Here is a 25,874-nt window from a genome sequence, read left to right on the forward strand (position 1 = left end):
CGCCCGACAGGGCGGGTATTCCTAGGCATTCCCGACTGTCCATCCTATACAGTTCTCGAACAGTAGATCGGGGACGTACCATGACATTCAGAAACACATTCACACTATGCGCCTTGGGCACAGTGTTGACGCTCGCAGCATGCGGAAATGAAACCTCCGCAACCGGATCGGCCGATCAGTCGGCTTCGGTGTCACAGCAAGCAGAGTCGGCGGATGGCTCTGCGGATGATCATGCGTCCGAACAGGGGGCTCGCGCCGCCTTGCCGACAACGCCGCTCAATCGAGACGCCTTGTTTGGTCTGGTTGCCGAAACCGTTAAGGAAACAGCGCCATGCCCATTTCTGTCGGACACCACGGCGGTCGCGACGGCCGAGACAAATTATGAGCTGGTCCGTCGGGAGGTTTCGAATGAGGCGTGCAGGTGGTCCAAGAATGCGGGCTTCTCGGTCGTCGTGTCGGTAGCTCCTGCTGCAACCGCGACACCGCTAAGGGACAGGGTCTACAATCTGGATACGCCGCCTGTTGTGAAAGACCAGCCCGGACCCGGCGATGCGGCGGTTATTCTGTACGATACGGCGTGGGAGAAAGAGCGCCCGTATGCGATGGGATTTGAACAGGATGAGAAGCTTGTAACGATCTTCGTGACGGGCCTGGAGACAGACCCTGTGCGCCTTGCGGCAACCGCCGAGGAAGTTGCTGCCAAACTGCCAACCGCGCCGACTATTGAAAAGCAGTATCGGGAGATTGTGCCCGCTCTGGAGTTCTGTGAAATCTGGTCTGAGGAAAGTGTTGGCTCTTTGATCGATGCAACGCCTGAAGATGGCCTGCACAGCGCCGTTTATGGGGCAGCAGGTTGCAAATGGAGTAGTGGCTACGGGGCGAATGCAAAGTCCGTAACGCTCGCGCGGTATGGGCAGGGCGATACCAGCCTCGATAGAATGTTGGAAATGGGCGGAGAAACGATTTCCGGTTTGGGAGACCGGGCCGTCATTCTGACGCGCGCGGCATCAGATGGCTATTTGGGTGACAGCGCAATCTGGGTCGATGTGGGCGAGCATCAGTTCAATATCACGCTTTCGGGGACGATCCCGAACCATGCTGCGGTCGCAGAAACGCTCGCAAGAAACCTGTTCTCGCGAATCTGAGCGTCACAACACCCGAATGTGCTGTGACGCCAGAAACAAGCGCTAGTTGAGGCCCATTTCCTCGCGGTAGCGTCGGCGCAGCATGTCGATTGGAGCGAGGTTCCGCTTGGGATCCTCATAGTGCCAATAAGTCCAGCCATTGCAGGCCGGAGCCTGTTGGACATGTGCACCCAGGCGGTGGATAGAGCCGGTGCTCGTGCCGGTGGTCAGCGACCCGTCGACGCGAATACGAGCCTGATAGCGACGCTGGGGGCTGAACAGGCGGTCGCCAGGCTTCAGCCAACCGTTTTCCAGCAGTGCGCCGAATGGCACGCGTGGCAGGGATTTCTTGCTGCGCTCGGTTTCCAGCACGGCGCCTTCGATGGGCTCAATGGCCTTCAGGCGGGCGCGCGACAGGCGCGCATAGGTCTCGTCGCGCTCGATGCCTACATAGTTGCGACCGAGACGTTTGGCGGCGGCGGCGGTGGTCCCCGTGCCGGAGAACGGGTCGAGGACCGTGTCGCCCGGATTGGTCGTTGCCAGCAGGACGCGCTGCAACAGGCTTTCCGGCTTCTGCGTCGGGTGGGCTTTCTTGCCGTCGTCATCCTTGAGGCGCTCGCCGCCCGTGCAGAGCGGGATCATCCAGTCGGAGCGCATCTGTTTGTCGTCATTGAAGACTTTCAGCGCATCGTAGTTGAATGTGCACTTGGACTGTTCGGACTTGCCAGCCCAGATCAGGGTTTCATGGGCATTCTGGAAGCGGGTGCCCTTGAAGTTCGGCATGGGGTTCGATTTCAGCCAGATCACGTCATTCTGGATCCAGAAGCCCTGATCCTGCAGGATCGCGCCGACGCGGAAGATGTTGTGGTATGAGCCAATCACCCAGATTGCGCCATCATCCTTCAGGACGCGGCGGCACTCTTCCAGCCATTGATGGCAGAACAGGTCGTAGGCATCGAAACTGTCGAACTTGTCCCAATCATCATCGACGCCATCGACCACGGATTGGTCAGGACGGGTTAGTCCGCCGCCAAGCTGGAGGTTGTAGGGAGGGTCGGCAAAGACGAGATCAACCGACCTGTCCGGCAGGCGTGACAGGATGTCGATGCAATCGCCCTGCATGATCACGTTCTTCTGTAATTCCATTGGTTCAGCCCCGCTTGCGCTATGTGTCTTATCGAAGCGCGAATCAGTGCCGGACGCCGGTTTCTGAATCCCTAATTATTGCGCATCCGAATCAGCCCGAAATGTTTCGACATCGAAACTAACCGTAGATTTTCCTTGTGGATAGTGCTGTGGATAAAATCGGGGAAAGCCTGTGAATTGGCAGTGTGTAAGGTACGGCATGCAAGGCCGCATTTCGGGACAGACCCGTTACCCAGCCAAATTCAGGGTTTGTCCTTATCCCGCTTTCTGAGGCTCTGCCTACACTTCCGGAAAATGGAGGTGAGACGACAATGACCGCAAAAAGCATGAAAGCCGCCGTGGTGCGTGAATTTGGCAAACCGCTGGTGATTGAGGAGGTGAAAACTCCAGAGCCGGGGCCGGGCGAAATTCAGGTGAAGATCGAAGCGTGCGGTGTCTGCCATACTGATCTGCACGCCGCGCATGGTGACTGGCCGGTAAAGCCTAACCCGCCCTTCATACCAGGTCATGAGGGCGTGGGTTTCGTCTCGGGTGTGGGGGCAGGTGTTACGCATGTGAAGGAAGGCGACCGGGTCGGCGTGCCGTGGCTCTATTCCGCGTGCGGGCATTGTGACCATTGCATGGGCGGCTGGGAGACTCTCTGCGAGAGCCAGCGCAATACGGGCTACTCCGTGAATGGCGGGTTTGCCGAGTACGCGATAGCAGACCCGAACTATGTGGGGCATTTGCCGGATAATATTCCATTCGTGGAAATCGCACCGATCCTGTGCGCAGGCGTGACGGTCTACAAGGGGCTCAAGGTGACCGACACCAAGCCCGGCGACTGGGTAGTGATTTCAGGTGTGGGCGGTCTTGGCCACATGGCGGTTCAATATGCAAAAGCCATGGGGCGTCGCGTAGCGGCGGTGGATATAGATGATTCCAAGCTCGCCCTCGCGAAACAGCTGGGCGCGGAAGTGACGGTGAATGCCGCCAAGACAGACCCGGCAGCCTTCCTGCGCAAGGAGATTGGCGGAGCGCATGGCGCCCTCGTCACGGCCGTGTCAGTGAAGGCGTTTGAGCAGGCGCTCGGCATGGTCCGGCGGGGTGGGACGGTTTCGCTGAACGGATTACCGCCCGGCGACTTTCCTCTGTCCATCTTCAACATGGTGCTGAATGGGATCACGGTGCGCGGGTCAATTGTGGGGACGCGGCTGGATCTTCAGGAATCGCTGGACTTCGCCAAGATCGGAGCCGTGAAAGCCCATACTGCAACGGCACGTCTGGAAGAGATCAACAGTGTATTCGACAAGATGGTCGCGGGTGACATCGACGGACGGATTGTGCTCGACTTCTCCTAGACATCGAGCCGCATCTGGCCGCCGCAATCCTCAATGATGCGAAACAGGTCAGTGCGCAGGGCGCCCCGTGGCTGGTTCATGCCGAGCTTGGCGGCGCAACGGCCGAAGCGCCGTGAGATGATGTCGGCCACCGGGCCGCCGCCGCGCATCCGTTCATGCCAGTTGGCGTCATAATCCTTGCCGCCGCGCATGTCCCTGATGTGGTTGATCACCCGGGCGGCCCGATCCGGTACATGCTGGACCAGCCATTCATGGAACAGATCCTTGATCTCGTAGGGCAGACGCAACAGCACGTAACCCGCGCGGGTCGCGCCATGATCGGCGGCGGCTTCCAGCAGGTTTTCGATCTCATGATCATTGAGGCCGGGAATGATCGGCGCAGTCATTACGGTCACTTCAATACCTGCGTCGCTGAGGGCGCGGATCGTGTCCAGTCGACGCTGCGGCGTGGCGGCGCGTGGCTCCATCTTGCGTGAGAGCGTGCGATCCAGCGTGGTCAGAGAGATGCCAACCCGTGCGAGCCCCGCTTCGGCCATCGGCGCGATCAGGTCAATGTCGCGTTGGATCAGAGCTGACTTGGTCAAAAGGCTGAGCGGGTGGCGGTGGGCTGACAGAACTTCCAGCAGGCTGCGGGTCAGGCGCTTTTCCCGCTCTACGGGCTGGTAGGCGTCGGTATTCATACCCATCGCGATGACCCGGGGGATATAGCGCGGCCGCGACAATTCCCGTTTCAGCAGCTCGACGGCATTGTCCTTGAAGAACAGCTTGCTCTCGAAATCGAGCCCTGCGGAAAGCCCGCCCCAGGCATGGGTCGGTCGGGCAAAGCAATAGATGCAGCCATGCTCGCAGCCGCGATACGGGTTTACCGTTCGGTCGAACGAGATGTCAGGCGATTTGTTGAAGGTGATTATGGTGCGGGCCGAATCCTTCATCAGAAGGGTCTCCATCCGGCTGTCATCATCCTCAATCGTGCCCCAGCCATCATCAAAGGCCTGGCGTGTTTCGAGCTCGAAGCGGCCGGTCTGGTTTGAGATTGCTCCGCGTCCACGCTGCTGGAAGCGTTCTTCTGCCTGACGTGTGTCGATCAGGTTTATCCTGCCGGTGGGGGGAAGTTTCTGTCCAGTCCTCATGACCAGAAGAGGTCACAGGAATCAGAACAAATCAAGAACATTAATCGCGATGAGTGCCGGAAACCTGTGGAATCAGATACCTTTCAGAGAGGAGAAGTTTTCCAGGATTTGGCGGACACGGGTCGGCATCTGGCGGGCCAAGACATCCTGCGCATCAACGATCGTCTCGTATTCATGCCGGCCAGCCAGCGCCAAGGTCCTGCGCCCGGCCATACTCCAGCCAGCAAATATGCGCAGCTCAGCGGATTCCGCCAGAACGGTGGTGACCGAAAGGTGGCGAGAGTCCTGCACAATACGGTTAAACACTTCTTCGACATTCAGTCGTGTGCCCTCCAGTACCTGGAGAAAGTTCAAGCCATTATAGATCAGGACCCCCGTTATGTTCCGAGGCGCATTGTTGCGGATCGATACGTCCACAATCGACTCGACATCGGCAGCTGTAAGGGCGTCGGACGCAGTGCTGATATAGATCAGTCGGTACATGGGCGTCCTGTTTTCTGAGGCCAAGATGTCTGTTTGACACTGCTTTCCGGTTGAGCACGATAACCTATGTCAGGTTAACGAAGTTTGTTTGCGTTCCAACTTCGCCAGTCAGGTTCCTCATCCAAGTCCTGTAATGTTTGCAGCAGTGTCAGTCGAAATGAATTCGGGAGGTTTGCTTGCACATCAGCCCGTGCGTGGGGGCCGGACCAACGCACATTGTCGAAAAGCGATGGAAGGCCGGGGCGTTTGTTGACGCCGAAAAGCCAGAAGCCGCCATCATCTGCCGGGCCGAACACGGCATCGTTGCGTTGTAACGCGCGAACGGCCTGGCGTAGAAGGGCCGCCGAAATGTCCGGAGCATCTGTGCCAATAAAGAGGACTGGCCCATTGGGCGAGTCGGCGAGGCCTTTGCCAAGTCGCTCGGTCAGCGTGCCCGACCCCTGACTGTGGCGGGGCAGGTGTGGCGGCCAGGTTCCGCCCAGTGTTTCGCCCAGCGCAAAGTCCGGCGCCAGATAGAGGGCCACGTCCAGGCCGCTGGAGCGGACGGCTCGCATAGTGCGGGCGAGCGTGAAGTGCGCAATGCGGCGCGCTTCGGTGCGGCCCAAACCGGCAGCGAGTCGCGTCTTTGCCAGCCCCATGCGCGGCGGCTTGGCGAAGATGAGGACACGTGTGCGCCGCATCAGCGATACGCCTTTGCCAGTACCTCTGGCTTCGCGCCGAGCAGGAACCGCGTTAGCAAAACGGCATTGCTCCAGGCGCGCTTGCGCCAGCCATCGCGCTCATACTTTTCTGCTGAGGTGCGCGCTTCAGCGCTCAGAAGGACAAGCCGTTTCTTGCCGAGGGCCCTTGCGATCATCACGTCTTCCATCAGCGGCACATCCGCATAACCGCCGATCGCATCGTACAGCTTGTGGGAGATCAGCAGGCCTTGATCGCCATAGGGCAGGCCGAGCCAGCGGGCACGACGATTGGCGCGCGACTCCAGCCAGCGGGCCGCGCGATCATCGGAGCGGTATTTGAGTGTGAAAGCCGCGGCCGATTCAGCGCGGCGCTCCATATGATGGGCGGCGCGCTCGGCCCAGTCCGGCGAGAGATGCGTGTCGGCGTGCAGGAACAGCAGCCACTCGCCCCGCGCAGCCTTGGCGCCGGCCGCCAGCTGCGCCCCGCGTCCACGCGCCCCGGTCACCAGCGTCGCGCCTGTGTCCCCGGCGATGCGCGGCGTTGCATCTTCAGAGCCGCCGTCAGAGACAATCACCTCACGGATCAGCCCCAGCTCAAGCCCCGGCATCAAGGCCTGCAGACACTCCGGCAGACCGCTGGCGGCGTTCAGTGTGGGAATAATGATCGAGAGCGGTGCGGGCATTTTTTCTCCCTATCAGGCAATCGCATGGCGCGGAACCGGCCAGCGGTTAACGCGTTTGAGAGGTACAAGACAAAGGATCCCTCACATGCCCTCGATTTACGAAACCCTGAAGAAAGACCATGACTCCCATCGCGACCTGTTGGCCCAACTGGCCGAGACAGAAGGCGATTCGTCCAAGCGCCGCAAGCTCTGGAAAGAGTTCTATTACGATGTGGGCGGGCATGCCGCCGCCGAGGAAGAGACATTTTATGCGCCCCTGATGAAGGGCGAGGAGGGCCAGCCGAAGGGCCGTCACTCGGTTGCCGAGCACAAGGAACTGGACGACATTATTCAGGAACTGGATGAAATGGACATGAGTTCGCCCGGCTGGCTGACGCGTTTCAAGACGCTGCGCCATGATTACGAGCATCATATCGATGAGGAAGAAACCGAAATCTTCCCCGTCGCGAAGGACGTGATCGGCCCTGATAAAGATGGCTCGATCGGCGAAGCCTTCCTTGAGCGCAAGCAACGCGAAATGAAGCTGGTTGATCAGAAGGCCGAGGAGGCTCTGGAGGAATAGTCCCTCCGGGTGGCTGACCTCTAGCCTCCAAGTTCTTCCAGACGCTGTTCGACCAGCAACAAGTCCCGCCATGCGCGGGACTTGTCTTGTGGGCGGCGCAAAAGATAGGCGGGATGCAGGATCGGGATCAGCGGTGCGGTGAAACCGCCCGCTGTTTTGAAGACATGTTCCGTACCGCGCAGGCGCATGATGCCGTCCGAGCTTGCCAGCAGGGATTTCGCCGGAACGCCGCCGGCCGCGATGATCACTTTCGGCTGGGTCAGCTCGATCATTCGTTCCACAAACGGACGACATACGGCGAGCTCCTCGGCTTCCGGATTCCGGTTGGCCGGGGGGCGCCAGTAATTCACATTGGTGATGAAGGCATTTTCCGTGCGGTCACGGTGAATGGCCGCCAGCATCTTGTCGAGCAGCTGTCCGGCCTTGCCCACAAAGGGCAGGCCCTTGCGGTCCTCTTCGGCGCCCGGACCTTCGCCGATCACCATCAGGCTGGCCCCCGGCGTGCCATCATAGACGACTGTATTTTCTGATGCGCTTTTCAGCGGGCTGCCTTCAAAGGCTACGATAGCGGCTTTTAGCGCCTCGACCGAATCACAGGCCGCTGCGGCAATTTTGGCCTCTTCAACCCAGTCCGTTTTCTTCCGGCGTGGGCGGCGCACAGGGGAATCCTGGGCAACTGCAGCAGGCGGCGCGGCACTGTCGGCAACCTTCAGATAGGCCTTTACCGCTGCGTCATCGACTTCCACGCCCATGTCGCCCCACCACTCGGTGAGGGCCTTAATTGCATCAATTGACGCAGGGGTGGGCATCTGGACGCTCTGGACCTTCCTGATAGACGCTGTAATTGCTTAATCAAATGGGCTTATGAGCGGGCACCCTATCACCCGCAAGGAGGAGAAACCAATGGCTGATGACGCTGTACAGCGCGAGTCGATGGAATATGACCTGGTCATCGTTGGCGGTGGCCCTGCGGGTCTGTCCGCGGCGATCCGGGCAAAACAACTCGCACAGGAAGCTGGCGAAGACATTGAAGTCGTCGTGATCGAGAAGGGCGGCGAGATCGGCGCTCACATTCTGTCCGGCGTGGTCATGGACCCGGTCGGCCTCGACAAGCTGATCCCCGGCTGGCGTGAGCGCGACGACCGTCCGCTGAAGACCGAAGTCACCGGCGACAAGTTCAAATTCCTCGGCCCGAAGGGTGAGGCAGATATTTCCTGGCTGCCTATGCCGGGCTTCATGAAGAACCATGGCAACTATACTGGCTCACTCGCCAATGTGGCGCGCTGGCTGGGCCAGGAAGCCGAGAATATGGGCGTGGAAATCTTCCCGGGCTTTGCTGCCTCAGATCTCGTGTTGGGTGAAAATGGCGAAGTCAAAGGCATCGTGGCCGGTGTCATGGGGATCGCTGCCGATGGTACGCACAAGCCGGACTATGAGCCGGGCATGGAGCTGCTCGGCAAATATGTCCTGTTCGCCGAGGGCGCCCGGGGCTCGCTGACGAAGCAGCTGATCGCCAAGTACAATCTGGATGAGGGCCGCGACCCGCAGAAATTTGGCCTCGGCCTGAAAGAGCTGTGGTCCATACCCGAAGAGCAATTCAATGAGGGTTACGTCCAGCACACGATGGGCTGGCCGCTCGATAACTCGACCGGCGGCGGCAGCTTCCTCTATCACTTCCGAGACAATGGCGAGCCTTTCGTATCGGTCGGCTTCGTGGTTCACCTGAACTATGAGAACCCGTACATTTCGCCCTATCAGGAATTCCAGCGCTTCAAGCACCACCCCTCCGTGCTGCCGCACCTGGAAGGCGGCAAGCGTGTTGCCTATGGCGCGCGGGCCATCACCGAAGGCGGCTTTCAGTCGGTGCCGAAACTCTCATTCCCTGGTGGCGCGCTGATCGGGTGTGGTGCAGGCTTCGTCAACGTGCCGCGCATCAAGGGCAGCCACAATGCGATCCTGACGGGCATGATGGGTGCGGAAGCTGCCTATGAAGCCATCAAGGCTGGCCGTCAGGGCGACGTGCTGACCTCGTACGAGGATGCCTACAAGGCTTCTTCGGTCTACAAGGAGCTGAAGCAGGTGCGGAACGTGAAGCCGCTCTGGTCCAAGCTGGGAACGGCGATCGGTATTCCGATGGGCGGCCTCGAAATGTGGATTTCCAGCCTGTTCGGCGGCTTCTCATTCTTCGGTACGCTGAAGCATGGCAAGACGGATGCAGCTGCGCTCAAACCAGCCAAGAAGTTCAAGCCGATCGACTATCCGAAGCCGGATGGCAAGATCAGCTTCGACAAGCTGACCAATGTCTCCTTCACCAATACCTATCACGGCGAAGACCAGCCCGTTCACCTTGTCGTGAAGGACATGGCGCTTCAGAAGGCCTCCGAGCATGATGTCTATGCCGGTCCGTCGGCGCGCTACTGCCCGGCAGGCGTCTACGAGTGGATTGAGGAGGGCGGCGAACTGAAGTTCCAGATCAACTCCCAAAACTGTATTCACTGCAAGACTTGCGACATCAAGGATCCGAATCTGAACATCAATTGGACCGTGCCCGAAGGTGGTGGCGGCCCGGCCTATCCGAACATGTAATCAAGGCTTCAAGCCTTATGGTTTCCGGAAAGCGCGATGGGGTTAACCCTGTCGCGCTTTCTCCATTTCGCGCCTTGCTCTTGCCGCATCGGACTGCTTCACTCGGCGTCAAAGCGAACCCGAAGTGAGCCATTCATATGCGCCCCAGACTAACTCTTACTGCCTCTATCCTGACCCTTTCGCTCGCCCTTGGGGCCTGCGCCACAGAGCCCGCGCCTGCCTTGCAGGAAGTCGAGGCCGAGGCGCCGATCGTGCAAAGCGCGGTGCCACTCTCCCCGGCGGCCCGCGCCACTGCTGTGATAGGGGCAAACGGCAAGCCTGTCGGTATTTCCGCTTATCCGGCGCCGCTGGATGCGGTGAAGGCCGGTGACATGGCCGCCTTCCTCCAGATGACCTCCGGGCTGTCACAGGAAGACCGCGATGTCAGTCCGCTATTTGATGCCTTCTTGGCGCTGGACCGGGCGGCTGACGGAGACACGGTTGCGGCGCGCAACATATTGAAGACCTCCAACAGCCAGAGCGATGAAGAGGGCGAGACCGGTTTCTACGCCTTCCTTGATGCATGGTTGCTGGCCATGGACGGGCGTCCGGATGAGGCGATCGAGCGCCATCGCGGCGCTGCGGGGGCCATGCCCGGTCTGACGGGAGACCTGTCCCTTGCCGCCATGCTGGAAGCATCGGGACGGCCAGAACAGGCGCTCGCGGTCTATGAGTTCATGACACCTGCCGAGATCGAGGCGCCGGAACATCAGTTTGATCCAAAGGGCCTGCTCTATAGCCACGTCCGCACGGTAATTTCGCGCCATGCCCTGTTGCTGCAGCGGCTTGGTCGGATCGAGGAGTCCAAGGCGGTCTACCAGAAGCTGGCTGATGCAGAGCCTGAAGAGGCGATTAGCTACGCAGCCGCCATTGAAAGCCTCGAGACCGGAAAGAATCTCGACAATGAACCTCTCGATGTGCCGGCTGCATTTGCTCAGTCGCTGGCGGATGTTTCGCGCGCCCTGCAGGAGCAGCGCATTATTCGTACGATCATGATGGGCGGCAGGATTGAGGGATTTGACGACCAACGCTCGGCCTTCGATCAGGTCGCGTTGCTGATAAATCCGGAAGATGAGGGGCTGCGTGCCGCCGTCATCGACCAGCTATATGAAAGCGCGCTGTATGATGGCGTGGCGCATGTTGCGCTGAGCGCGCCGCAAGAGACGGCCTCACTGCAGATCGCGGCCGGGCAGGCGCTGATCATGTCGGGTGATGAGCCAGGAGCACGGGCTGCGGTGGCGCGCGCGCTGGAAATCACGGATGAAGATGACCGCCTGCGGACGCTGTATGGTGCGCTGCAGTTGCGCACCTTGCTGAATGATCAGAATGGTTCGTCCGAACTGGTGGACGAGGTGATTTCGTTGGCCTCGAACCAGGCGGAGCGCGCCTCTGCTCACGGTCTCGCTGCTGAGATCAAGGGTCAGTTTGGCGATCTGGAAGCCGCTGCCGTACACGCGGCGAAGGCCCGTGAACTGGATGATACGCATGATCGACGCATGGCGCTGGCCAACTCTCTGGGCAAGATTGGCGAGGTCAATCAGGCGCTGGCCATTCTGCGCACCGAGCTACTGGGCCGACCAAACGATCCCTACACGTTGAATTCGCTCGGGTATTTTCTGATCGAGTATACCGAAAAGCATGAAGAAGGCTTCAAGGTGCTTTACCGGGCACGTTCGCTGGCCGAGCGTGATCCCTACATTACGGACTCGCTTGGCTGGGCCTATTTCCAGATGGGTCACCTGAAAGATGCCCAACGGCTGATCGAACAGTCTCGCGCGGAGCTGAAGCCCCACAAGCACTGGGAAATCGAAACGCACCTCGGCGACATCTACTGGCATCAGGGTAAGAAGGAAGAGGCGCGCGAAGCCTGGCAAAACGCGATCGACAATCGTCCGCCGGCCAAGGAGCGGGCGGAGCTGGAAGCCAAGTTGGCGGATGGCCTCACGTCTCCGAGACCCGAGCGTCGGCCATTGCCCAGCGTCTCCATCGGGGACGGGGAGATTGACCGGCAGGATATCTGACTGAATTGTCAGGCAGCTGAGACCTTTTACCCGCCTCCGACGCGCCTTACTATTGCCGGATATCAATGCGATTCCGCGATGCGAACGCTGACGGGAAAACTATGCCGAATCATATGAATCCTCACATGCAGGAACCTGAACCAAAGCGCCGGTTTCTGCCCGGCCCCCCTTGGGTTTGGGTTTGGGCCCGCCGCTTGGTCATTCTGGGCTTTGTGCTTGCAGCGCTCGGTTTCGTGGCGCTGTGGCTGTATTTTGCAGCCCTTGGCCGTCAAGTGCCGTCCATCGCCAAGCTGAAGCAGTATGAGCCGCCGATTACGTCGCGGGTCCACGCGGGCGATGGAACGCTGATCGCCGAATTTGCAGACCAGCACCGGGTGTTTGTTCCGTATGAATCCATCCCGAACCATGTCGTGTACGCATTCGTGGCAGCCGAGGATAAGAGCTTCTTCACGCATGGCGGGCTCGATTATAAAGGTATTGTGCGGGGCGGGCTGAACTCTGCAAAGAACAAGATCACCCGGTCCGGTGGACTGGAAGGTGGTTCAACGATCACCCAGCAGGTCGCCAAGAACATGCTGCTGACACGCGACCAGAACCTGACCCGCAAGGCCAAGGAAGCGATCATCGCACAGCGTATGGAGAAGGAATTCTCCAAGGAAGAGATTCTCGAACTTTATCTCAATGAAATCTATCTCGGATATCGCTCATACGGTGTCGGCTCGGCGGCGCTGAACTATTTTGACAAGTCACTGCCGGAACTCGACCTTTCGGAAGCTGCGATCCTCGCATCGCTGGCCAAGGCACCTTCGTCGGTGAACCCCTATAGCCGTCCCAAGCGCCTGCTTCAGCGCCGGAACTATGTTTTGCGCCGTATGGTCGAGGATGGCTACATCACGCGCGAAGAGGCGGACGAAGCTGTTGCAAAGCCACTGACGACGACGCGTCGCCTAAAAGGGCCGGAATATGCGGCAGCGACCTATTTCGTACAGGAGATGCGCCGGGACCTGATCAAGTCATATGGTGAAGACACGCTCCAGCAAGGCGGGCTTTCCATTCGTTCAACCATCGACACCAAGCTGCAGCTGGCCGCGCAAGATGCGTTGCAGAACGGTTTGATTGCTTATGACCGTCGTCATGGTTGGCGCGGCCCTGTCACGACATTGGACCCGAAGGCTGAAGACATTCTCGAACAGCTGGACGATGTGAAACTGCCCGGTGGCTATGGCACTTGGGAAGCTGCGCTTGTTACCAAGCTTGGTTCCAGGGGCGCTGAATTGTTGCTGACAGATGGCGCGACCATCCCGTTGCCCACCGAGGAAGTCGAATGGGCTGCGACTTACAAGCCGGACGAAGGCAAGGGCGGCCTGAATGTGGGCGACGTCGTGATCGCCGAATTGAAGCGTAAAGTTCTGAATGCCGAAGAGACAGCTGCGCCGGCAGAATTGGAACTCGACCCGGATGGCGACGAGATCGACCAGCCAGAACCCGAGCCGATGATGATCCCGGTTGGCAATGCAATATTGCGGCAGGTGCCGGAAGCGGATGGTGCGCTGGTCGCGCTGGACCCGCATACCGGACGCATCCTGGCAATGCAGGGCGGGTATTCTTTCTTCAAGTCGAGCTATAATCGGGTCACGCAATCGAAGCGTCAGCCGGGCTCGAGCTTCAAGGCGTTTGTCTACGCGGCTGCCCTGGAAAAGGGTTATACGCCGGCCAGCCGGATGCTGGATGCTCCCTTCGTGGCATTTGATGTGTCCACGGATGACTATTGGCGCCCCTCAAACTATACCGAAGGGCGCACTTACGGCATGGTCACGTTGCGCATCGCGCTCGAGAAATCGCTGAACCTTGTCACGGCGCGCGTTGCGCAGGATATTGGCATGGATGCCGTGTCTGACCTTGCCGAACGCATGGGCGTCTATGAGGACCTGCCACCTTATCCGGCCATGTCGCTGGGTGCCGGGGATGCCTATCTGATCGACATGGCGCGTGGCTATGCAGGCTTTGTGAATGGTGGCCGGAAGATCAATCCAACCCTTCTGGACCGGGTGCAGGACCGTCATGGCCGCACCCTGTTCCAGCATGACGAGCGTCCGTGCGAAGATTGCCATGCTGAAACGTGGAACGGCGGCGAACCGCCCCAACTGGAAGAAGTTGGCGAGCAGGTTCTGGACCCGATCGTGGCCTATCAGGTGACGCATATGCTGGAAGGCGTGGTCGAACGCGGGACAGGCCGCCGGGCCAGAAGGGTTGGCAAACCGCTGGCCGGCAAGACCGGTACGACAGATGAGTATCGCGACGCGGTGTTCATGGGCTATTCCCCGGACCTCGTCGTCGGTGTTCGCGTCGGCTTCGATGACAACCGTTCGCTTGGCGAGGGGGAGGCTGGCGGTTCGGTTGCTGCGCCGATCTTCACCGAATTCATGGAAAAGGCGCTGGCAGATGATCCGGCCATTCCGTTCCGTATTCCGCCTGGCGTACGCCTCGTGAAAATCGATGCGCGGACGGGTGAACTGCCTGGACCGGACACGGCGGTCATCATTGATGAAGCTTTCCGCCCCGGCACCGAGCCCGGCATGAGCGCCTTCCGCGATACCAGCGACTGCCTGTCCATTTCGGGTAATTGCGGAGCAGGCACAGGCGCCGCGTCGGGAGGATTCGATCCGGAGCGAGATGCGGGCATTGTTCAGGAGGATCAGGGACTGTTCCCGGGCCAGCCCGGACAGCCACGCCCAGCGCCTGAAGCGCCAGTGGATGACAATCTCGGCGACATTTACTGACAAATCGACTTTTGACGCAGAGAGGCGGGCGCGCTATGCCCCGCCTCTCGCATTTTCAATGACGTGTGCAAATAGAGGCTGATCCCATGTCCGCAGAAATCAAAACGCTTACAGACCAGATCCGCCAGTCCGCCGATTTGCTACGGAGGCGTCTTTGACTGGGATACAGCCACAAAACGTCTCGATGAGCTGACTGCACTCTCCGAGCGCCCGGATTTCTGGGACGACCCGCAGGCCGCCCAGGCCATGATGCGCGAGCGCCAGCGCCTTGCTGACGGCATTGAGACCGTCGAAGCGCTGCAGCGCGAAGCCAATGATGCCGAGGAATTGCTCGAACTCGCCGAGGGCGATGACGACATGATTGCCGATATTGAGGCCAATCTGAAAAAGGCCGCGGCGCGCGCCGAGAAGGCCGAACTCGCGGCGCTACTGTCCGGTGAAGCCGACGGCAATGATTGTTTCATCCAGATCAATGCGGGCGAAGGCGGCACAGAAAGCCAGGACTGGGCCAATATCCTGCGCCGCATGTATGTCCGCTGGGCCGAGGCCCATGACATGAAAGTCGAGGAGCTGGACGAGCGCGAAGGCGAGGAAGCCGGGATCAAGTCTGCCACGCTCCAGTTCAAGGGCGAGAATGCCTATGGCTGGCTCAAATCAGAAACGGGCGTGCATCGCCTTGTGCGGATTTCGCCATTCGACTCCTCGGCGCGCCGCCATACGAGCTTCGCGTCGGTCGCCGTGACGCCCGTGATCGACGACAATATCGAGATCGAAATCAATCCGTCGGATGTACGCACCGATACGTATCGTGCATCCGGCGCGGGTGGCCAGCACGTTAACCGGACCGATTCCGCCGTCCGCCTGACGCACGAGCCGACGGGCATCGTGGTGCAATGCCAGAACGACCGGTCGCAACACCGCAACCGGGACCAGGCCTGGCAGATGCTGCGTTCCAAGCTCTATGAGCTGGAATTGCAGACCCGCCGTTCAGTCGCCGATGCGCAGTATGCAGAGAAAAGCGCTATTGGCTTCGGCCACCAGATTCGCTCCTATGTGCTCCAGCCCTATCAGATGGTGAAGGACCTCCGGACAGAGGTCGAAACTTCCGACACGTCCGGCGTGCTGGATGGCGATATTGATCTCTTTCTATCGGCGGCGCTCGCCGCGTCGGTAGCCAAGGGCGAGGACGACGAAGCCTAGGCCTTCCAGCGCAACCAAACGGCAACTTGTACGTTCGTCCTGAATGGACGATCTGCTGAAGCTTTCCTTCGACAGCGATGTGCACTTGGGTGTCATGGCTACGCGGCTGCTGGCAGCGTGTGTGGCGGGCCTGATCGTCGGGTTTGAACGCGAGGTTCGCGACCGGCCCGCCGGCTTGCGAACGCATATGCTGACGGCGCTTGCTTCGTCCGTATTCATGTTGATTGCCATCGAGATGATCCATTCCTTCGGCGGGGATGACGACATCACCCAGCTTGACCCGACGCGTGTCGTGCAAGCTGTGACGGCGGGGGTTGCCTTCCTGGCGGCTGGCACCATCATCCATGGCCGTGGGTCCGTGCGAGGACTGACGACCGGCGCCAGTATCTGGCTCGCAGGCGCGATTGGCCTCGCCTGTGGAGCCGGATATCTGCGGCTCGCCTTCCTTGCCGTCCTGCTTTCGGTCCTGATCCTGTTGCCAATACGGATGTTGGAAACTCATTTGTTCGGAAAAGCTCCGATCGGGAAGAAGGATGAAGATGGGGACAGCTAGTCCAGCCCTATGGGAATACCGCATCTGGCCGGAGTCAGGTGAGGCAATTGCTGAGCGCTTGCAGGCCGCGCTGAATTTCAATGCACAGCCGCCGCGCACGGATGTCTATTTTCGCCTGCCATCCCGCGCCCCAGCTCAAGCCAAATTGAGAGGAGGGGCGCAGTTCGATATCAAGGAGTTGCTGGCCTGCGACGACGGCCTCGAACACTGGCGGCCCGTTGTAGCTTCTGGCTTTCCACTGGATGATGAAGACCGGGCTACGCTGGCTCGTCTCTTCCCTACCATTCCCACAGCTCTGACCAGCCTCGCCGCACTTCGCGAGGCGCTGCTTTCGGAAGGAGATGAGGTCGTGATTGACAAGCGGCGCCACGTTGCCATGGAGCCAGGTGGCCTGCGCGCGGAGATTGCGACGGCGTCTCTGGATGGACGACAATGTTCAACTCTGTGCCTCGAACATGAGAATTCCGCCGAACTCTCCCGGCAAGTGGACCGGTTCGGCTTTCGGGATTGGGTAAATCTCGGCTATCCGGGTTGGATCGCCCGAAACGCCTGACCAAAATAAAACGCCCGCCCCGAAACAATTTCCAAGGCGGGCGAAGGTCTATTTGAAGCTTGCTTACAGAACGTCGAGCATTTCAGCGACGAGCGGATGTCGAACGACATCCTTGCCTTCGAGACGAATGACCGAGGCGCCTCCCAGCTTCTCCAGCCGTTCGGCGGCGGTCGCGAGACCGGAGAATTCCGGTAGCAGGTCGGATTGGGCCGGATCCCCTGTGATGACCATCGTCGAGTGCCAGCCAAGCCGGGTAAGCAGCATCTTGAGCTGGGTGTAGGTGCAGTTTTGCGCCTCATCGATCACGATGAAGGCATTGTTCAGCGTGCGGCCCCGCATGAAACCAATCGGGGCGATCTCGATGACACCTTCGGCCAACATGTGCTTGAGCTGTCCGGGCGAAAGTCGATCTGAAAGCGCGTCATAGAGCGGGCGCAGGTAAGGCGCGAGCTTGTCTTCCATTGCGCCGGGCAGGAAACCGATCTGCTCGCCAGCTTCGACCGCAGGGCGAGACAGAATGATCCGGGCGACCTTGCCCTTCTGCAGCGCCTCGACCGCTTTGCAGACGGCAAGATATGTCTTGCCCGTCCCGGCAGGGCCGAGTGCCGCGACAAGCGCCTTGTCATCCATGGCCTTCATCAGTTCGGCCTGGTTCTCGGTGCGGGGCTTGACTGTTTTCTGGTAACGTTGTGTGCGACCACCTTCAGCACGCTGATGTTCTTGCTTCGGGTCGGCATCGTCTGGATGCCAGCCTCGTCCGCCTTCTATGGATTGCAGCTTCGGGCCCTTGCCGCGGGCACCCTCCTCGAACCAGATATTCGGGTTCATCTCTGAACCTTGCTTCATCCGTTTTGCTGCATTGCGTTTACCCATGGAAGTTCTCCTTGGTTGCGGGCAAGAAAAAAGCCACCGGCGGAATCGCGCGATGGCTTGGCGGAAACTGGGAGGAAGAAAGGGCCATCCGCCCTGTGGGCGGTGTGGCCAATTCCCGGGAGTGTTCTCCGGGCGGCGGGGTGTGACAAGGTCTGGTGATGACCGTCTCCAACTCCGAATCTGTTGATGATTAGAGTGTACCAAGGTTATCAGAAGATTAAATGATAATTCCGCCCGCGAAATAATGAGGAGACGCAAGACCCATGGCTATTTACGAGATTGACGGAACCCGACCGACCCTACCGGAGAGTGGCAGTTACTGGGTAGCCGACAATGCGCAGGTCATGGGCAATGTCGTGATGAAGGAGAACGCCTCGGTTTGGTATGGTGCCGTGCTGCGCGGCGATAACGACCCGATCACGATTGGCGAGAATTCCAATATCCAGGATGGCAGCGTGCTCCACACCGATGTCGGATGCCCGCTAACGATTGGGCGAGACGTGACCGTCGGCCATATGGTGATGCTTCATGGGTGCACGATCGGCGAAGAAACGCTGATCGGGATTGGTTCGACCATTCTGAACAACGCGAAGATTGGCAAGAATTGCATCATTGGGGCGCACACACTGATTCCCGAAGGCAAGGTAATCCCTGACAATTCGCTGGTCATGGGCGCGCCGGGCAAGGTGGTGAAGGAGGTCTCCGACCACCAGATACAGGTGATCCGAATGTCAGCAGTGCATTATGTGGAGAACTGGAAACGCCATCGCAACAGCGTAAAACGCATCGACTAGGCGTCGTCCTCGTCCGGGCGCAGGAAGTTCACGGCGAATTCGGTCTGACTGGAACGCACGACGCGGCCCCGCAGGTTGCCGGCTGTGACGACTTCACCAATTGGCGGAGGCTGGAACTGGCCATTGGTCTGGAAGCTGGCACCCGTGAGGGAGATGTCGACGACCGTACAAGGGATCTGCATGCCATCCTTGCGGCCGATGAAGGCCGGGCCTCCGGTTGGAAAGCGGGCGGCCGCGCGCTGTTCGGGCGCTTCCATCAAGTCCTTGTTGATCAGCCAGCTCAGGCGGTCAGCAAGTTTCTTGCGCTTGTGCGGCACGACGTTGAATTCAACGGCGAAGCCATCCTTGGAAGTACGCACGACAGTCCCGGCGACGCGGCCCAGATCATCGAAATAGCAAATCACATTGGAGCCCGGCACTGGAACCGTAGCAGCCCGCATGTAGGCGCCGGAGCAGGACAGGTTTTCGGTTACAAGTTGGTGATCTTCGCTGGTTTCATCCAGGAAGCAGCCTTCCAGCTCGAGATCGACTCGCTTGTATTGGCGACGATCCTCTTCGGTGTTGATCACCGGTTTGAACTGCGGCACTGACAAGTCTAGTGCTGGCATGTGGAATCTCCTGAGGCCGTTGGGGCAACCTGCCTGTACTTCTCCATCTAGACTTTACTTACGCCAGTTTCGTTCACAAACTGTTGCGGGAAACAGATGGAATTGCGGAATTCCTTCACCATAGGGTTTAATGGGAGGTGCTCCATTCATGGAGACGTATGATTATGTGATTGTTGGTGCAGGTAGTGCAGGCTGCGCTCTTGCCAACAGGTTGAGCGAAGACCCGACGATCAAGGTCTGTCTGGTTGAGGCTGGTAAGAAAGATAATGCTCTGATGGTAAGAATGCCCGCTGGGGTAGGAAATCTCATCAAAGCGGAGGGCGCTTACAATTGGGGATTCTGGACCGAACCCCAAAAGCACATGAATGGACGCAAACTCTGGTGGCCACGTGGCAAGGGCTGGGGAGGATCGTCCTCAATCAATGGCATGATCTATATTCGTGGACATGCTCGCGACTACGATCAGTGGGCCCAAATGGGGCTGCGCGGCTGGAGTTTCGCAGATGTGCTGCCCTATTTCCGGAAATCAGAGGGCTATGAAGGCGGCGATTCCGCTTATCATGGGGCGAGTGGGCCCCTCAAAGTTTCCGAGAGTCCGCTATCGTCGCCGATCTACCGGGCCTTCCTGCAAGCGGGCGAGCAGGCCGGGTATGCCAGCACGAAAGATTTCAATGGCGCAGAGCAAGAGGGCTTTGGTCGCTATCAACGCACAATCCACAAGGGTGAGCGCTGGAGCGCGTCATATGGCTATTTGCGCCCCATAGTTGGTGTCCGGGACAATCTCACCGTGATCTCGACGGGGCTTGTCACCAAGATTCTCATGGAGAAGGGGCGGGCGACCGGCGTCGAAGTGGTTGAAGGCAAGGGCCGATTGGCTCAGGAAATTCATGCATCAAGCGAAGTCATTGTCTGTGCTGGCGCAGTTCAGTCGCCGCAATTGCTGCAACTCTCAGGCATTGGCAATCCGGACCATCTGGGCCGCTTTGACATCAAGACGGAGGTGAAATCTCCGAATGTCGGCCAGAACCTGCAAGATCATCTGGACCTGACCGTCATCCATGAGATGACCCAGCCAATTTCTGCCTACTCCATGCAGAAGGGGCTCAAGAAGATCGGGGTTGGTTTGCAGTATCTCATGAACCAGACAGGCGCAGGCGCCGACAACCATCTTCAGGCGGGAGCATTCCTGAAGTCGCGTGAGGGCCTGGAAATGCCGGATCTTCAGCTTCACTTCGTCAATGCCATCATGATGGACCACGCCAAGCACCAGGCAAACAAGGACGGCTATACGGTCCACGCTTGCCAGCTGCGCCCGGAAAGCCGCGGTACGGTATGCCTGGCCTCATCTGATCCGTTCCAGCATCCGGCCATCGATCCGAACTATCTCGAAGCTGAGGAAGATCGCCGCGCAATGCGCGAAGCGGTGAAGATGCTGCGTGATCTATGCTCGCAGAATGCCTTGCGGCCCTTCACAGGCGCAGAGATGATGCCCGGCGAGAGCGTGAAGACGGATGAGGATATTGATGCCTTCATCCGGCGGACCGGCGAGACGATCTATCACCCGATTGGCACAGTCGCGATGGGTGCGGGCGACGACGCGCCTGTCGATGGAGAATTACGTGTACGGGGTGTCGAAGGCTTGCGCGTGGTCGATGCGTCCGTGATTCCAACATTGATCGGTGGCAACACCAACGCACCGACAATCATGATCGCCGAGAAGGCCGCCGACATGATTCTAGGTAAGGAGCCTCTCGCGGCGGAAGAGCCGGAGACTGTGGCTGCCTGATCCTCGAAGAGTTCAGTGCGCGTTGCTTGCGACCAGTTTCAGGGCTGGTTCCGAGCGACGCGTATCCGGGGGCACCAGCATGGCCAGCCGGTGGCGCCAGATTGGCCGGCCCTTGAGCATCGGCAGGCCGCCGAGCGTCTGGTAAAGGCCGAGGAAACGGGTCACATTTCCGTCTACGGAAGACTGAGCCAGCGGCATCAGCGTGATCTCTACTTCAACACGTTGGCCGGTAAGGGTTTCGCCGCTGCCGCGGATCACGCCCGGAGCGCTGTCCAGCCTTACAGCATCCAGCAAGCCCGAGACCATGGACCGGTCGGGACCTGTCCAAAGCGCGAGAAAGTCATGATTCGGCAACGTCCGGCCGAGCAGCTGTGATACGCCGTCACCTGCAGTGCGAAAGATCCATGCGCCATCCTGTGTGGACTGGATCATGAAGATATTCGTGATCAGGTCTGGATGGTCGTTCGCACGCGGTGTGCGGTCTTCTTCTGAGGCTGGATCAACGCTCATGCGCTTCCAGGCTTCAAGCATAATACGTGTGTTCGGGTGAATAGACCGGTCGTGCATGAGGGGCGTTCGCTCCGTAAAAATATCAAGGCCCGTGGACCTGCTTCGGAGACCAGTTCCGCAATATCTGTTCCAGTTCCGCTTTCCCCCCGCGGGGGAAATTTCGGGTGCGCCGCGATCAGGTTTTCCCCATTGAGGAGGTTTTGCCGGCTCCAAGGCGGCAATTTTCAGAAAGCGTCATTTGGGTCACGGTGCGCGAGTCTCATCTCGGTACACAGACTGGACGAACTCGAATCACGCAGGCGCCCTCGGAGAACTTTCGCGCCGCGATCGGCTGTGAACTCGCTATCTGCTATCCAGAAAGCAGAGCATATGCGGTTTCTTAACCATTACTCATGGTCATGACTTGTCATGAATGGTCATCTGACTAGACAATTAAGTATGGCATCCGTTGCCGTTGAATTCCTCCCACCTACAAAAATCGAAACTTGCTCAAAGGGACCCACACGTGAAATCCAGAAAATTTAGTGTTCTTGAAATGGCTCATTTCAAGTCGGCGCTCTATGTCAGCGCTGGCATTGCTGCATTCGCAACCCTCTCCACGCCTGCCCACGCGCAGGACACCGACCAAGATGAAAGCCGCACGCTCCAGACGGTGACAATTACGGCTACCAAGCGCGAGCAGACACTCCAGGACGTGCCAGTCGCAGTGTCGGTCGTGGATGAGAGCGTCATCGAAAAGGCAGAGATTGTGGATCTGGGAGACCTGCAATCTGTCGTGCCATCGCTGCGCGTGAGCCAGCAGCAGTCTTCGTCCAACACGAACTTCATCATTCGGGGCTTCGGCAACGGCGCCAACAATGCCGGCATTGAGCCGTCGGTTGGTGTGTTTGTGGATGGTGTCTATCGTTCTCGGTCGACCTCGCAGATTTCTGATCTGCCAAACCTTCAGCGTGTCGAGGTCCTGCGCGGACCCCAATCAACTCTGTTTGGCAAGAACGCATCGGCTGGTGTGATCTCGATCGTGACCCAGAAGCCGCAGTTCGAATGGGGCGGCAATGTCGAGGGCACTGTCAGCAACTATAATGGTTACCGTGCAGGTGCATTCATCACCGGCCCAATTTCTGACACGTTGGCCTTCAGCCTGGGCGGAAACTTCAATACGCGCGACGGCTACGTCGAGGACCTTGGCGACGGCCCTGATACCAATGAGCGCAATCGCTGGGGCCTGCGAGGCGATCTGCTTTGGGAGCCGAATGACGACATGTCGTTCCGCCTGATCGCAGATTATGACGAGATCGACGAAATCTGTTGTGCGGCGGCAAACGTCATCAATGGTCCGACCGGTGCGGCCATCCTGGCGCTGGGCGGCAATCTGGTTGCCGAGGATCCGTTCTCTTATGAAGTCGCGTATAATTTCGGGTCCGAGAACCTTATCAAGAATGGCGGCCTGTCACTGCAGGGAGATTTCGACCTTGGCGCCTTCACGCTGACCAGCATCACATCCTACCGGTCATCCGATCTCAGCACGAATCAGGACTCTGACTTCACGAGTGCTGACCTGCTCGGCCGAAAGTCCGATGATGTCGAAATCGAAACCTTCACTCAGGAAGTGCGTCTAACCTCCAATGGCAGCGGTCCGCTGAGCTGGATGGTTGGTGGCTTCTACTTTGATGAAACCGTCGATATCGAGAACCAACTGCTCTACGGTCAGGACATTCGGGGCTATATCGACATCCTGTCATCCGGCCTCCTGACATCACTGGAGCCAGTTGTCTTTGGTGTCGCGCCCGGCACGTTCTTCCAGCCCGGACAAGGATTCACTGAATTCTATGGTCAGGATGACACGTCCGCGTCATTGTTCGGTACAATTGACTATGAAGTCACTGATCGACTGACGGGGACCTTTGGCCTGAACTATACTCAGGTGAACAAGGACGCCTTTGCGAATGCTGTCTCGACTGACACATTTGCGGCAGTTGACCTCAACACCGCTGCGCCGTTCATCAGTCAGGTCACAGCTGGTGGCTTGTTGTTGCAGGCGGGCGTGAATCCGACCGATCCTGCGGCGGTCGGCGCATTCGCTGCGGCTTATCCGACGGAGTTTGCGACCATTCAGGCAACAGCAGCCGGCGCACCCGGCGCGTTGCAGCAGTTGCAGTTCCTGCCGCCATTCCTGAACTTCCCGAATGCTGTAGAAACCGGCTCGACGGATGATGAGGACACGTCCGTCACTTTCCGTCTGGCTTATGACCTGACCGACTCGATCAATGTCTACGGTTCCTATGCAACGGGCTTCAAGGCATCTTCCTGGAACCTGTCCCGTGACAGTCGGCCAACATCTGCGGATTACGCGCTGCTCGCCCAAGGTGGTTTGCTTGTGCCGAACCTGACCACAGGTACGCGCTTTGCCGGGCCGGAAGAATCGAAAGTCTACGAGTTGGGCGTCAAAGGCGCTTATTCTGACTTTGCGTTCAATGTGGCGATCTTCGACCAGACTATTGAAGGCTTCCAGTCGAATATCTTCACGGGCACCGGCTTTGCGCTGGCGAATGCGGGCGAACAGTCCACGCAAGGTCTTGAGCTTGATGCACAATGGAATGCGACGGACAATCTCCTACTTAGCTTCGCCGGCACATTCCTTGACCCCGTCTATGATAGCTTTGAGGAATCCGCGAGCGGCGACATTTCCGGCCAGAAGCCATACGGCATTCCGGATGTTTCGACCTCTACCTCGGCGACCTACACATTTGATGTGAAGACCTATGACGCCTTCGTGCGGGCAGACTGGCAATATGAAAGCCCGTCCGACTATTTCGACGAACCGGCCAACCAGGCCCTGATCGGCGACGAGAAAGAAGTCAGTACGTTCAACGCGTCGGCAGGTCTGACGACCGAGTCCGGGTTGAGCTTTACGCTCTGGGGACGGAACATATTTGATGACGAGTACATCACCGTAGCCTTCCCGGCCGTCGCGCAGGCGGGGTCTATCTCTGGCTATCCGATCCAGCCAGCGACATATGGCCTGACGGTTCGCAAATCTTTCTAGGGCTTTGGCCTCGAATCAACAGAAAGCCCCGTCGCCTGCGGCGGGGCTTTTTCTATGCGGTGCTGACCGGTTCAATCCGGCCGGTAAGCGACCAATGAGACGACGGCAACGACGAGGCATGCGACCTCGAGGCCTGCAAACATGAGGAAATCCGTCGTTGGGGCATCACCCGCAATCAGGCCGACAATGCGCGCGAAGACATATCCACCCATGTAAGTTGTGATAAACCACAGGGCAGGGCGGACCATGCGCGGGCGAAAAACGCCTGCAATTGCCACTAGACCTGCGCCAAGGCTGACGCCGCCATAGATCCCGCGCGTTTCATACACCCCATTCGGGCCGCCTGTGATCACGCCCATTGATGAGCTCATGGCCACCGGGTCGAGCAAGGACCAGATTCCGAACACAAGGAACGTGAGGGCAATAATGCCGAGAAAGATACGTATGAACATGCCCGAGGACCTAGATCGGCGGGCGCGCGTGTAAAGGGGTGGTTGCCGCGGGGCTCGCCGTCCCGCTTGTGTGAGCACAGTAGAGCGTCAGGGCGAAGGTGATCATTCCGCGAATCGGGGTGACATCCTGTTTCAAAGGCCCATCTATCAGTGAGCGAGTGTTTCAGGAGACCGTCCATGCGCCAATCGCGGCGAGCGCCCCCCATTATCAATGCGCCTCCCTTTGTAACCGCATTGGCGCTCGCCATTGTTGCAATGCACGGACTGAGACTCATCACAGGCTCCGCGCTGGACCCGCTTTTCGTGGATATAGGCGCAGTCTTCCCGGATCGCTTCTGGGGCTGGATAGGCGGTTCTCCCATTGCTGGAGGCTATGCTCCGTATGGAAATGTGCTGGATGCGCTGATTCCCCTTGCGGGAACGGCGCTGGTTCACGGCAGCTGGTCCCATGTCCTCATGAATACAGTAATGCTGATTGCGGTCGGCAAGCCGGTCTATGCTGTGATCGAGCGAATCGCGCGATCTCGCCTCAGCATCAATCTGGCCTTTCTCGGCCTGTTTGTGGCGAGCGTCGTGGGTGGCTCCGTTGCCCATCTCCTGGCTCACTATCCGGATGGGCCACCGGCCATTGGGGCCTCAGGTGGCGTCTCCGGCCTGATTGCCGGGGCTCTGATGATCCAGAATGGGCTTCCCGTCAGGCTTCTGGACCGAAAATTCCTGACGACGAGCGCGGTCTTTTTTGTCGGCAACCTGATTCTCGCCTTCCTGGGGCCTTCGCTGTTCGGCTCGGCCATCGCCTGGCAGGCTCATATTGGGGGATACATCGCCGGGGCTCTGTTGTTCCGGTACCTCGCACGCAATCTCGGACGGGCACAATTCCGCGCCTGATCGCGTCATGTTTGGAATTATGATAGGCTTCCTGAAA

The 25,874-nt window shown here is 58.9% G+C and carries 22 protein-coding genes and 1 pseudogene; 13 read left to right on the top strand and 10 right to left on the bottom strand.

Annotated elements, in window-relative coordinates; translation table 11 throughout:
- Positions 1 to 80: 80 nt before the first annotated feature.
- A complete protein-coding gene (locus tag L53_RS03225; RefSeq protein ID WP_156947797.1) occupies positions 81 to 1,145 on the top strand; it encodes a hypothetical protein in 1,065 nt (354 codons plus the stop codon).
- Positions 1,146 to 1,187: 42 nt separating this feature from the next.
- Here the strand turns inward: L53_RS03225 and L53_RS03230 are convergent, their stop codons facing one another.
- On the bottom strand, positions 1,188 to 2,270 hold the full coding sequence (locus L53_RS03230) for a site-specific DNA-methyltransferase (RefSeq protein WP_034811455.1): 1,083 nt from the start codon (positions 2,268 to 2,270) through the stop codon (positions 1,188 to 1,190).
- Positions 2,271 to 2,581: 311 nt separating this feature from the next.
- Between L53_RS03230 and adhP the strand changes: the two genes are divergently transcribed.
- On the top strand, positions 2,582 to 3,610 hold the full coding sequence (gene adhP, locus L53_RS03235) for an alcohol dehydrogenase AdhP (RefSeq protein ID WP_034811457.1): 1,029 nt from the start codon (positions 2,582 to 2,584) through the stop codon (positions 3,608 to 3,610).
- Here the strand turns inward: adhP and L53_RS03240 are convergent.
- The 4 genes from L53_RS03240 to L53_RS03255 form a co-directional block, all read right to left on the bottom strand.
- Positions 3,607 to 4,740 carry a PA0069 family radical SAM protein gene (locus L53_RS03240; RefSeq protein ID WP_034811459.1) on the bottom strand — a complete coding sequence of 378 codons (1,134 nt, stop codon included), beginning with the start codon at positions 4,738 to 4,740 and terminating at the stop codon, positions 3,607 to 3,609. The genes adhP and L53_RS03240 overlap by 4 nt on opposite strands.
- 72 nt (positions 4,741 to 4,812) lie before the next feature.
- Positions 4,813 to 5,223 carry a BLUF domain-containing protein gene (locus tag L53_RS03245; RefSeq protein WP_051607510.1) on the bottom strand — a complete coding sequence of 137 codons (411 nt, stop codon included), beginning with the start codon at positions 5,221 to 5,223 and terminating at the stop codon, positions 4,813 to 4,815.
- Positions 5,224 to 5,297: 74 nt separating this feature from the next.
- Positions 5,298 to 5,903 carry a DUF2064 domain-containing protein gene (locus L53_RS03250; RefSeq protein WP_034811461.1) on the bottom strand — a complete coding sequence of 202 codons (606 nt, stop codon included), beginning with the start codon at positions 5,901 to 5,903 and terminating at the stop codon, positions 5,298 to 5,300.
- Positions 5,903 to 6,586 (bottom strand): TIGR04283 family arsenosugar biosynthesis glycosyltransferase, encoded by a 684-nt coding sequence (locus tag L53_RS03255; RefSeq protein ID WP_034811463.1) that lies wholly within the window; start codon positions 6,584 to 6,586, stop codon positions 5,903 to 5,905. The genes L53_RS03250 and L53_RS03255 overlap by 1 nt, the downstream gene beginning before the upstream one ends.
- 85 nt (positions 6,587 to 6,671) lie before the next feature.
- On the opposite strand from L53_RS03255, the gene L53_RS03260 reads away from it, so the two are divergent.
- A complete protein-coding gene (locus tag L53_RS03260) occupies positions 6,672 to 7,148 on the top strand; it encodes a hemerythrin domain-containing protein (RefSeq protein WP_034811465.1) in 477 nt (158 codons plus the stop codon).
- A gap of 20 nt (positions 7,149 to 7,168) precedes the next feature.
- On the opposite strand, the gene L53_RS03265 is transcribed toward L53_RS03260, so the two are convergent.
- Positions 7,169 to 7,957, bottom strand: a complete 789-nt coding sequence (locus L53_RS03265; RefSeq protein WP_034811467.1) for a uracil-DNA glycosylase family protein — start codon at positions 7,955 to 7,957, stop codon at positions 7,169 to 7,171.
- A gap of 94 nt (positions 7,958 to 8,051) precedes the next feature.
- Between L53_RS03265 and L53_RS03270 the strand changes: the two genes are divergently transcribed.
- The 6 genes from L53_RS03270 to L53_RS03295 all read left to right on the top strand — a co-directional run bounded on the left by L53_RS03270 (position 8,052) and on the right by L53_RS03295 (position 16,880).
- A complete protein-coding gene (locus tag L53_RS03270) occupies positions 8,052 to 9,734 on the top strand; it encodes an electron transfer flavoprotein-ubiquinone oxidoreductase (RefSeq protein ID WP_034811469.1) in 1,683 nt (560 codons plus the stop codon).
- Positions 9,735 to 9,871: 137 nt separating this feature from the next.
- A complete protein-coding gene (locus L53_RS03275; protein ID WP_156947798.1) occupies positions 9,872 to 11,794 on the top strand; it encodes a tetratricopeptide repeat protein in 1,923 nt (640 codons plus the stop codon).
- Positions 11,795 to 11,919: 125 nt separating this feature from the next.
- Positions 11,920 to 14,574 (top strand): penicillin-binding protein 1A, encoded by a 2,655-nt coding sequence (locus tag L53_RS03280; protein ID WP_084333008.1) that lies wholly within the window; start codon positions 11,920 to 11,922, stop codon positions 14,572 to 14,574.
- An 86-nt stretch (positions 14,575 to 14,660) separates the two neighbouring features.
- Positions 14,661 to 15,774, top strand: a protein-coding gene (gene prfB / locus L53_RS03285; RefSeq protein WP_156947800.1) for a peptide chain release factor 2 whose coding sequence is annotated in 2 segments (ribosomal slippage) — positions 14,661 to 14,729 and positions 14,731 to 15,774 — 1,113 coding nt in all. Because the reading frame shifts where the segments join, the coding sequence is not laid out codon by codon here.
- Between the two features lie 43 nt (positions 15,775 to 15,817).
- Entirely contained in the window at positions 15,818 to 16,327 is a 510-nt protein-coding gene (locus L53_RS03290) for an MgtC/SapB family protein (protein ID WP_034811473.1), read from the top strand.
- Positions 16,314 to 16,880: a hypothetical protein gene (locus L53_RS03295; protein ID WP_034811476.1), complete on the top strand. Its 567-nt coding sequence runs from the start codon at positions 16,314 to 16,316 to the stop codon at positions 16,878 to 16,880. Before L53_RS03290 ends, L53_RS03295 begins: the two co-directional genes overlap by 14 nt.
- Positions 16,881 to 16,943: 63 nt before the next feature.
- Here L53_RS03295 and L53_RS03300 read toward each other — a convergent pair whose 3' ends face one another.
- Complete coding sequence (locus L53_RS03300; protein WP_034811478.1) at positions 16,944 to 17,753, bottom strand: PhoH family protein; 810 nt, start codon at positions 17,751 to 17,753, stop codon at positions 16,944 to 16,946.
- 521 nt (positions 17,754 to 18,274) lie between these two features.
- On the opposite strand from L53_RS03300, the pseudogene L53_RS17695 reads away from it, so the two are divergent.
- Positions 18,275 to 18,373 (top strand): annotated as a pseudogene (locus L53_RS17695) (gamma carbonic anhydrase family protein); the annotation flags it as partial.
- Positions 18,374 to 18,543: 170 nt separating this feature from the next.
- On the opposite strand, the gene L53_RS03310 reads toward L53_RS17695, so the two are convergent.
- The gene (locus L53_RS03310) at positions 18,544 to 19,155 is read right to left on the bottom strand and encodes a PilZ domain-containing protein (RefSeq protein ID WP_051607512.1); all 612 of its coding nucleotides are present in this window, start codon (positions 19,153 to 19,155) and stop codon (positions 18,544 to 18,546) included.
- 148 nt (positions 19,156 to 19,303) lie between these two features.
- Here L53_RS03310 and L53_RS03315 point away from each other — a divergent pair, with 148 nt between their 5' ends.
- Positions 19,304 to 20,941, top strand: a complete 1,638-nt coding sequence (locus L53_RS03315) for a choline dehydrogenase (protein WP_034811480.1) — start codon at positions 19,304 to 19,306, stop codon at positions 20,939 to 20,941.
- 12 nt (positions 20,942 to 20,953) lie between these two features.
- Here the strand turns inward: L53_RS03315 and L53_RS03320 are convergent, their stop codons facing one another.
- Positions 20,954 to 21,508 (bottom strand): PAS domain-containing protein, encoded by a 555-nt coding sequence (locus L53_RS03320; RefSeq protein WP_084333010.1) that lies wholly within the window; start codon positions 21,506 to 21,508, stop codon positions 20,954 to 20,956.
- Between the two features lie 448 nt (positions 21,509 to 21,956).
- On the opposite strand from L53_RS03320, the gene L53_RS03325 reads away from it, so the two are divergent.
- Positions 21,957 to 24,497: a TonB-dependent receptor gene (locus L53_RS03325; protein ID WP_233347516.1), complete on the top strand. Its 2,541-nt coding sequence runs from the start codon at positions 21,957 to 21,959 to the stop codon at positions 24,495 to 24,497.
- 71 nt (positions 24,498 to 24,568) lie between these two features.
- Here L53_RS03325 and L53_RS03330 read toward each other — a convergent pair whose 3' ends face one another.
- Positions 24,569 to 24,949 (bottom strand): DUF4345 domain-containing protein, encoded by a 381-nt coding sequence (locus L53_RS03330; protein ID WP_034811483.1) that lies wholly within the window; start codon positions 24,947 to 24,949, stop codon positions 24,569 to 24,571.
- Between the two features lie 177 nt (positions 24,950 to 25,126).
- On the opposite strand from L53_RS03330, the gene L53_RS03335 reads away from it, so the two are divergent.
- Positions 25,127 to 25,837 (top strand): rhomboid family intramembrane serine protease, encoded by a 711-nt coding sequence (locus L53_RS03335; protein ID WP_034811484.1) that lies wholly within the window; start codon positions 25,127 to 25,129, stop codon positions 25,835 to 25,837.
- Positions 25,838 to 25,874: the final 37 nt, after the last annotated feature.

The sequence above is a fragment of the Hyphomonas sp. L-53-1-40 genome, from assembly GCF_000682775.1.
In the GTDB taxonomy this organism is placed as follows: Bacteria; Pseudomonadota; Alphaproteobacteria; order Caulobacterales; family Hyphomonadaceae; genus Hyphomonas.

Bases quoted from the DNA above. Each gene is read 5' to 3' on its own strand.
- L53_RS03275 (WP_156947798.1), top strand. From the start codon at position 9,872: ATGCGCCCCAGACTAACTCTTACTGCCTCTATCCTGACCCTTTCGCTC.
- L53_RS03330 (WP_034811483.1), bottom strand. From the start codon at position 24,949: ATGTTCATACGTATCTTTCTCGGCATTATTGCCCTCACGTTCCTTGTG.
- L53_RS03315 (WP_034811480.1), top strand. From the start codon at position 19,304: ATGGAGACGTATGATTATGTGATTGTTGGTGCAGGTAGTGCAGGCTGC.
- L53_RS03295 (WP_034811476.1), top strand. From the start codon at position 16,314: ATGGGGACAGCTAGTCCAGCCCTATGGGAATACCGCATCTGGCCGGAG.
- L53_RS03300 (WP_034811478.1), bottom strand. From the start codon at position 17,753: ATGGGTAAACGCAATGCAGCAAAACGGATGAAGCAAGGTTCAGAGATG.
- L53_RS03225 (WP_156947797.1), top strand. From the start codon at position 81: ATGACATTCAGAAACACATTCACACTATGCGCCTTGGGCACAGTGTTG.
- L53_RS03290 (WP_034811473.1), top strand. From the start codon at position 15,818: ATGGACGATCTGCTGAAGCTTTCCTTCGACAGCGATGTGCACTTGGGT.
- L53_RS03270 (WP_034811469.1), top strand. From the start codon at position 8,052: ATGGCTGATGACGCTGTACAGCGCGAGTCGATGGAATATGACCTGGTC.
- L53_RS03255 (WP_034811463.1), bottom strand. From the start codon at position 6,586: ATGCCCGCACCGCTCTCGATCATTATTCCCACACTGAACGCCGCCAGC.
- L53_RS03280 (WP_084333008.1), top strand. From the start codon at position 11,920: ATGCAGGAACCTGAACCAAAGCGCCGGTTTCTGCCCGGCCCCCCTTGG.
- L53_RS03310 (WP_051607512.1), bottom strand. From the start codon at position 19,155: ATGCCAGCACTAGACTTGTCAGTGCCGCAGTTCAAACCGGTGATCAAC.
- adhP (WP_034811457.1), top strand. From the start codon at position 2,582: ATGACCGCAAAAAGCATGAAAGCCGCCGTGGTGCGTGAATTTGGCAAA.
- L53_RS03335 (WP_034811484.1), top strand. From the start codon at position 25,127: ATGCGCCAATCGCGGCGAGCGCCCCCCATTATCAATGCGCCTCCCTTT.
- L53_RS03250 (WP_034811461.1), bottom strand. From the start codon at position 5,903: ATGCGGCGCACACGTGTCCTCATCTTCGCCAAGCCGCCGCGCATGGGG.
- L53_RS03245 (WP_051607510.1), bottom strand. From the start codon at position 5,223: ATGTACCGACTGATCTATATCAGCACTGCGTCCGACGCCCTTACAGCT.
- L53_RS03230 (WP_034811455.1), bottom strand. From the start codon at position 2,270: ATGGAATTACAGAAGAACGTGATCATGCAGGGCGATTGCATCGACATC.
- L53_RS03265 (WP_034811467.1), bottom strand. From the start codon at position 7,957: ATGCCCACCCCTGCGTCAATTGATGCAATTAAGGCCCTCACCGAGTGG.
- L53_RS03240 (WP_034811459.1), bottom strand. From the start codon at position 4,740: ATGAGGACTGGACAGAAACTTCCCCCCACCGGCAGGATAAACCTGATC.
- L53_RS03260 (WP_034811465.1), top strand. From the start codon at position 6,672: ATGCCCTCGATTTACGAAACCCTGAAGAAAGACCATGACTCCCATCGC.
- L53_RS03320 (WP_084333010.1), bottom strand. From the start codon at position 21,508: ATGCACGACCGGTCTATTCACCCGAACACACGTATTATGCTTGAAGCC.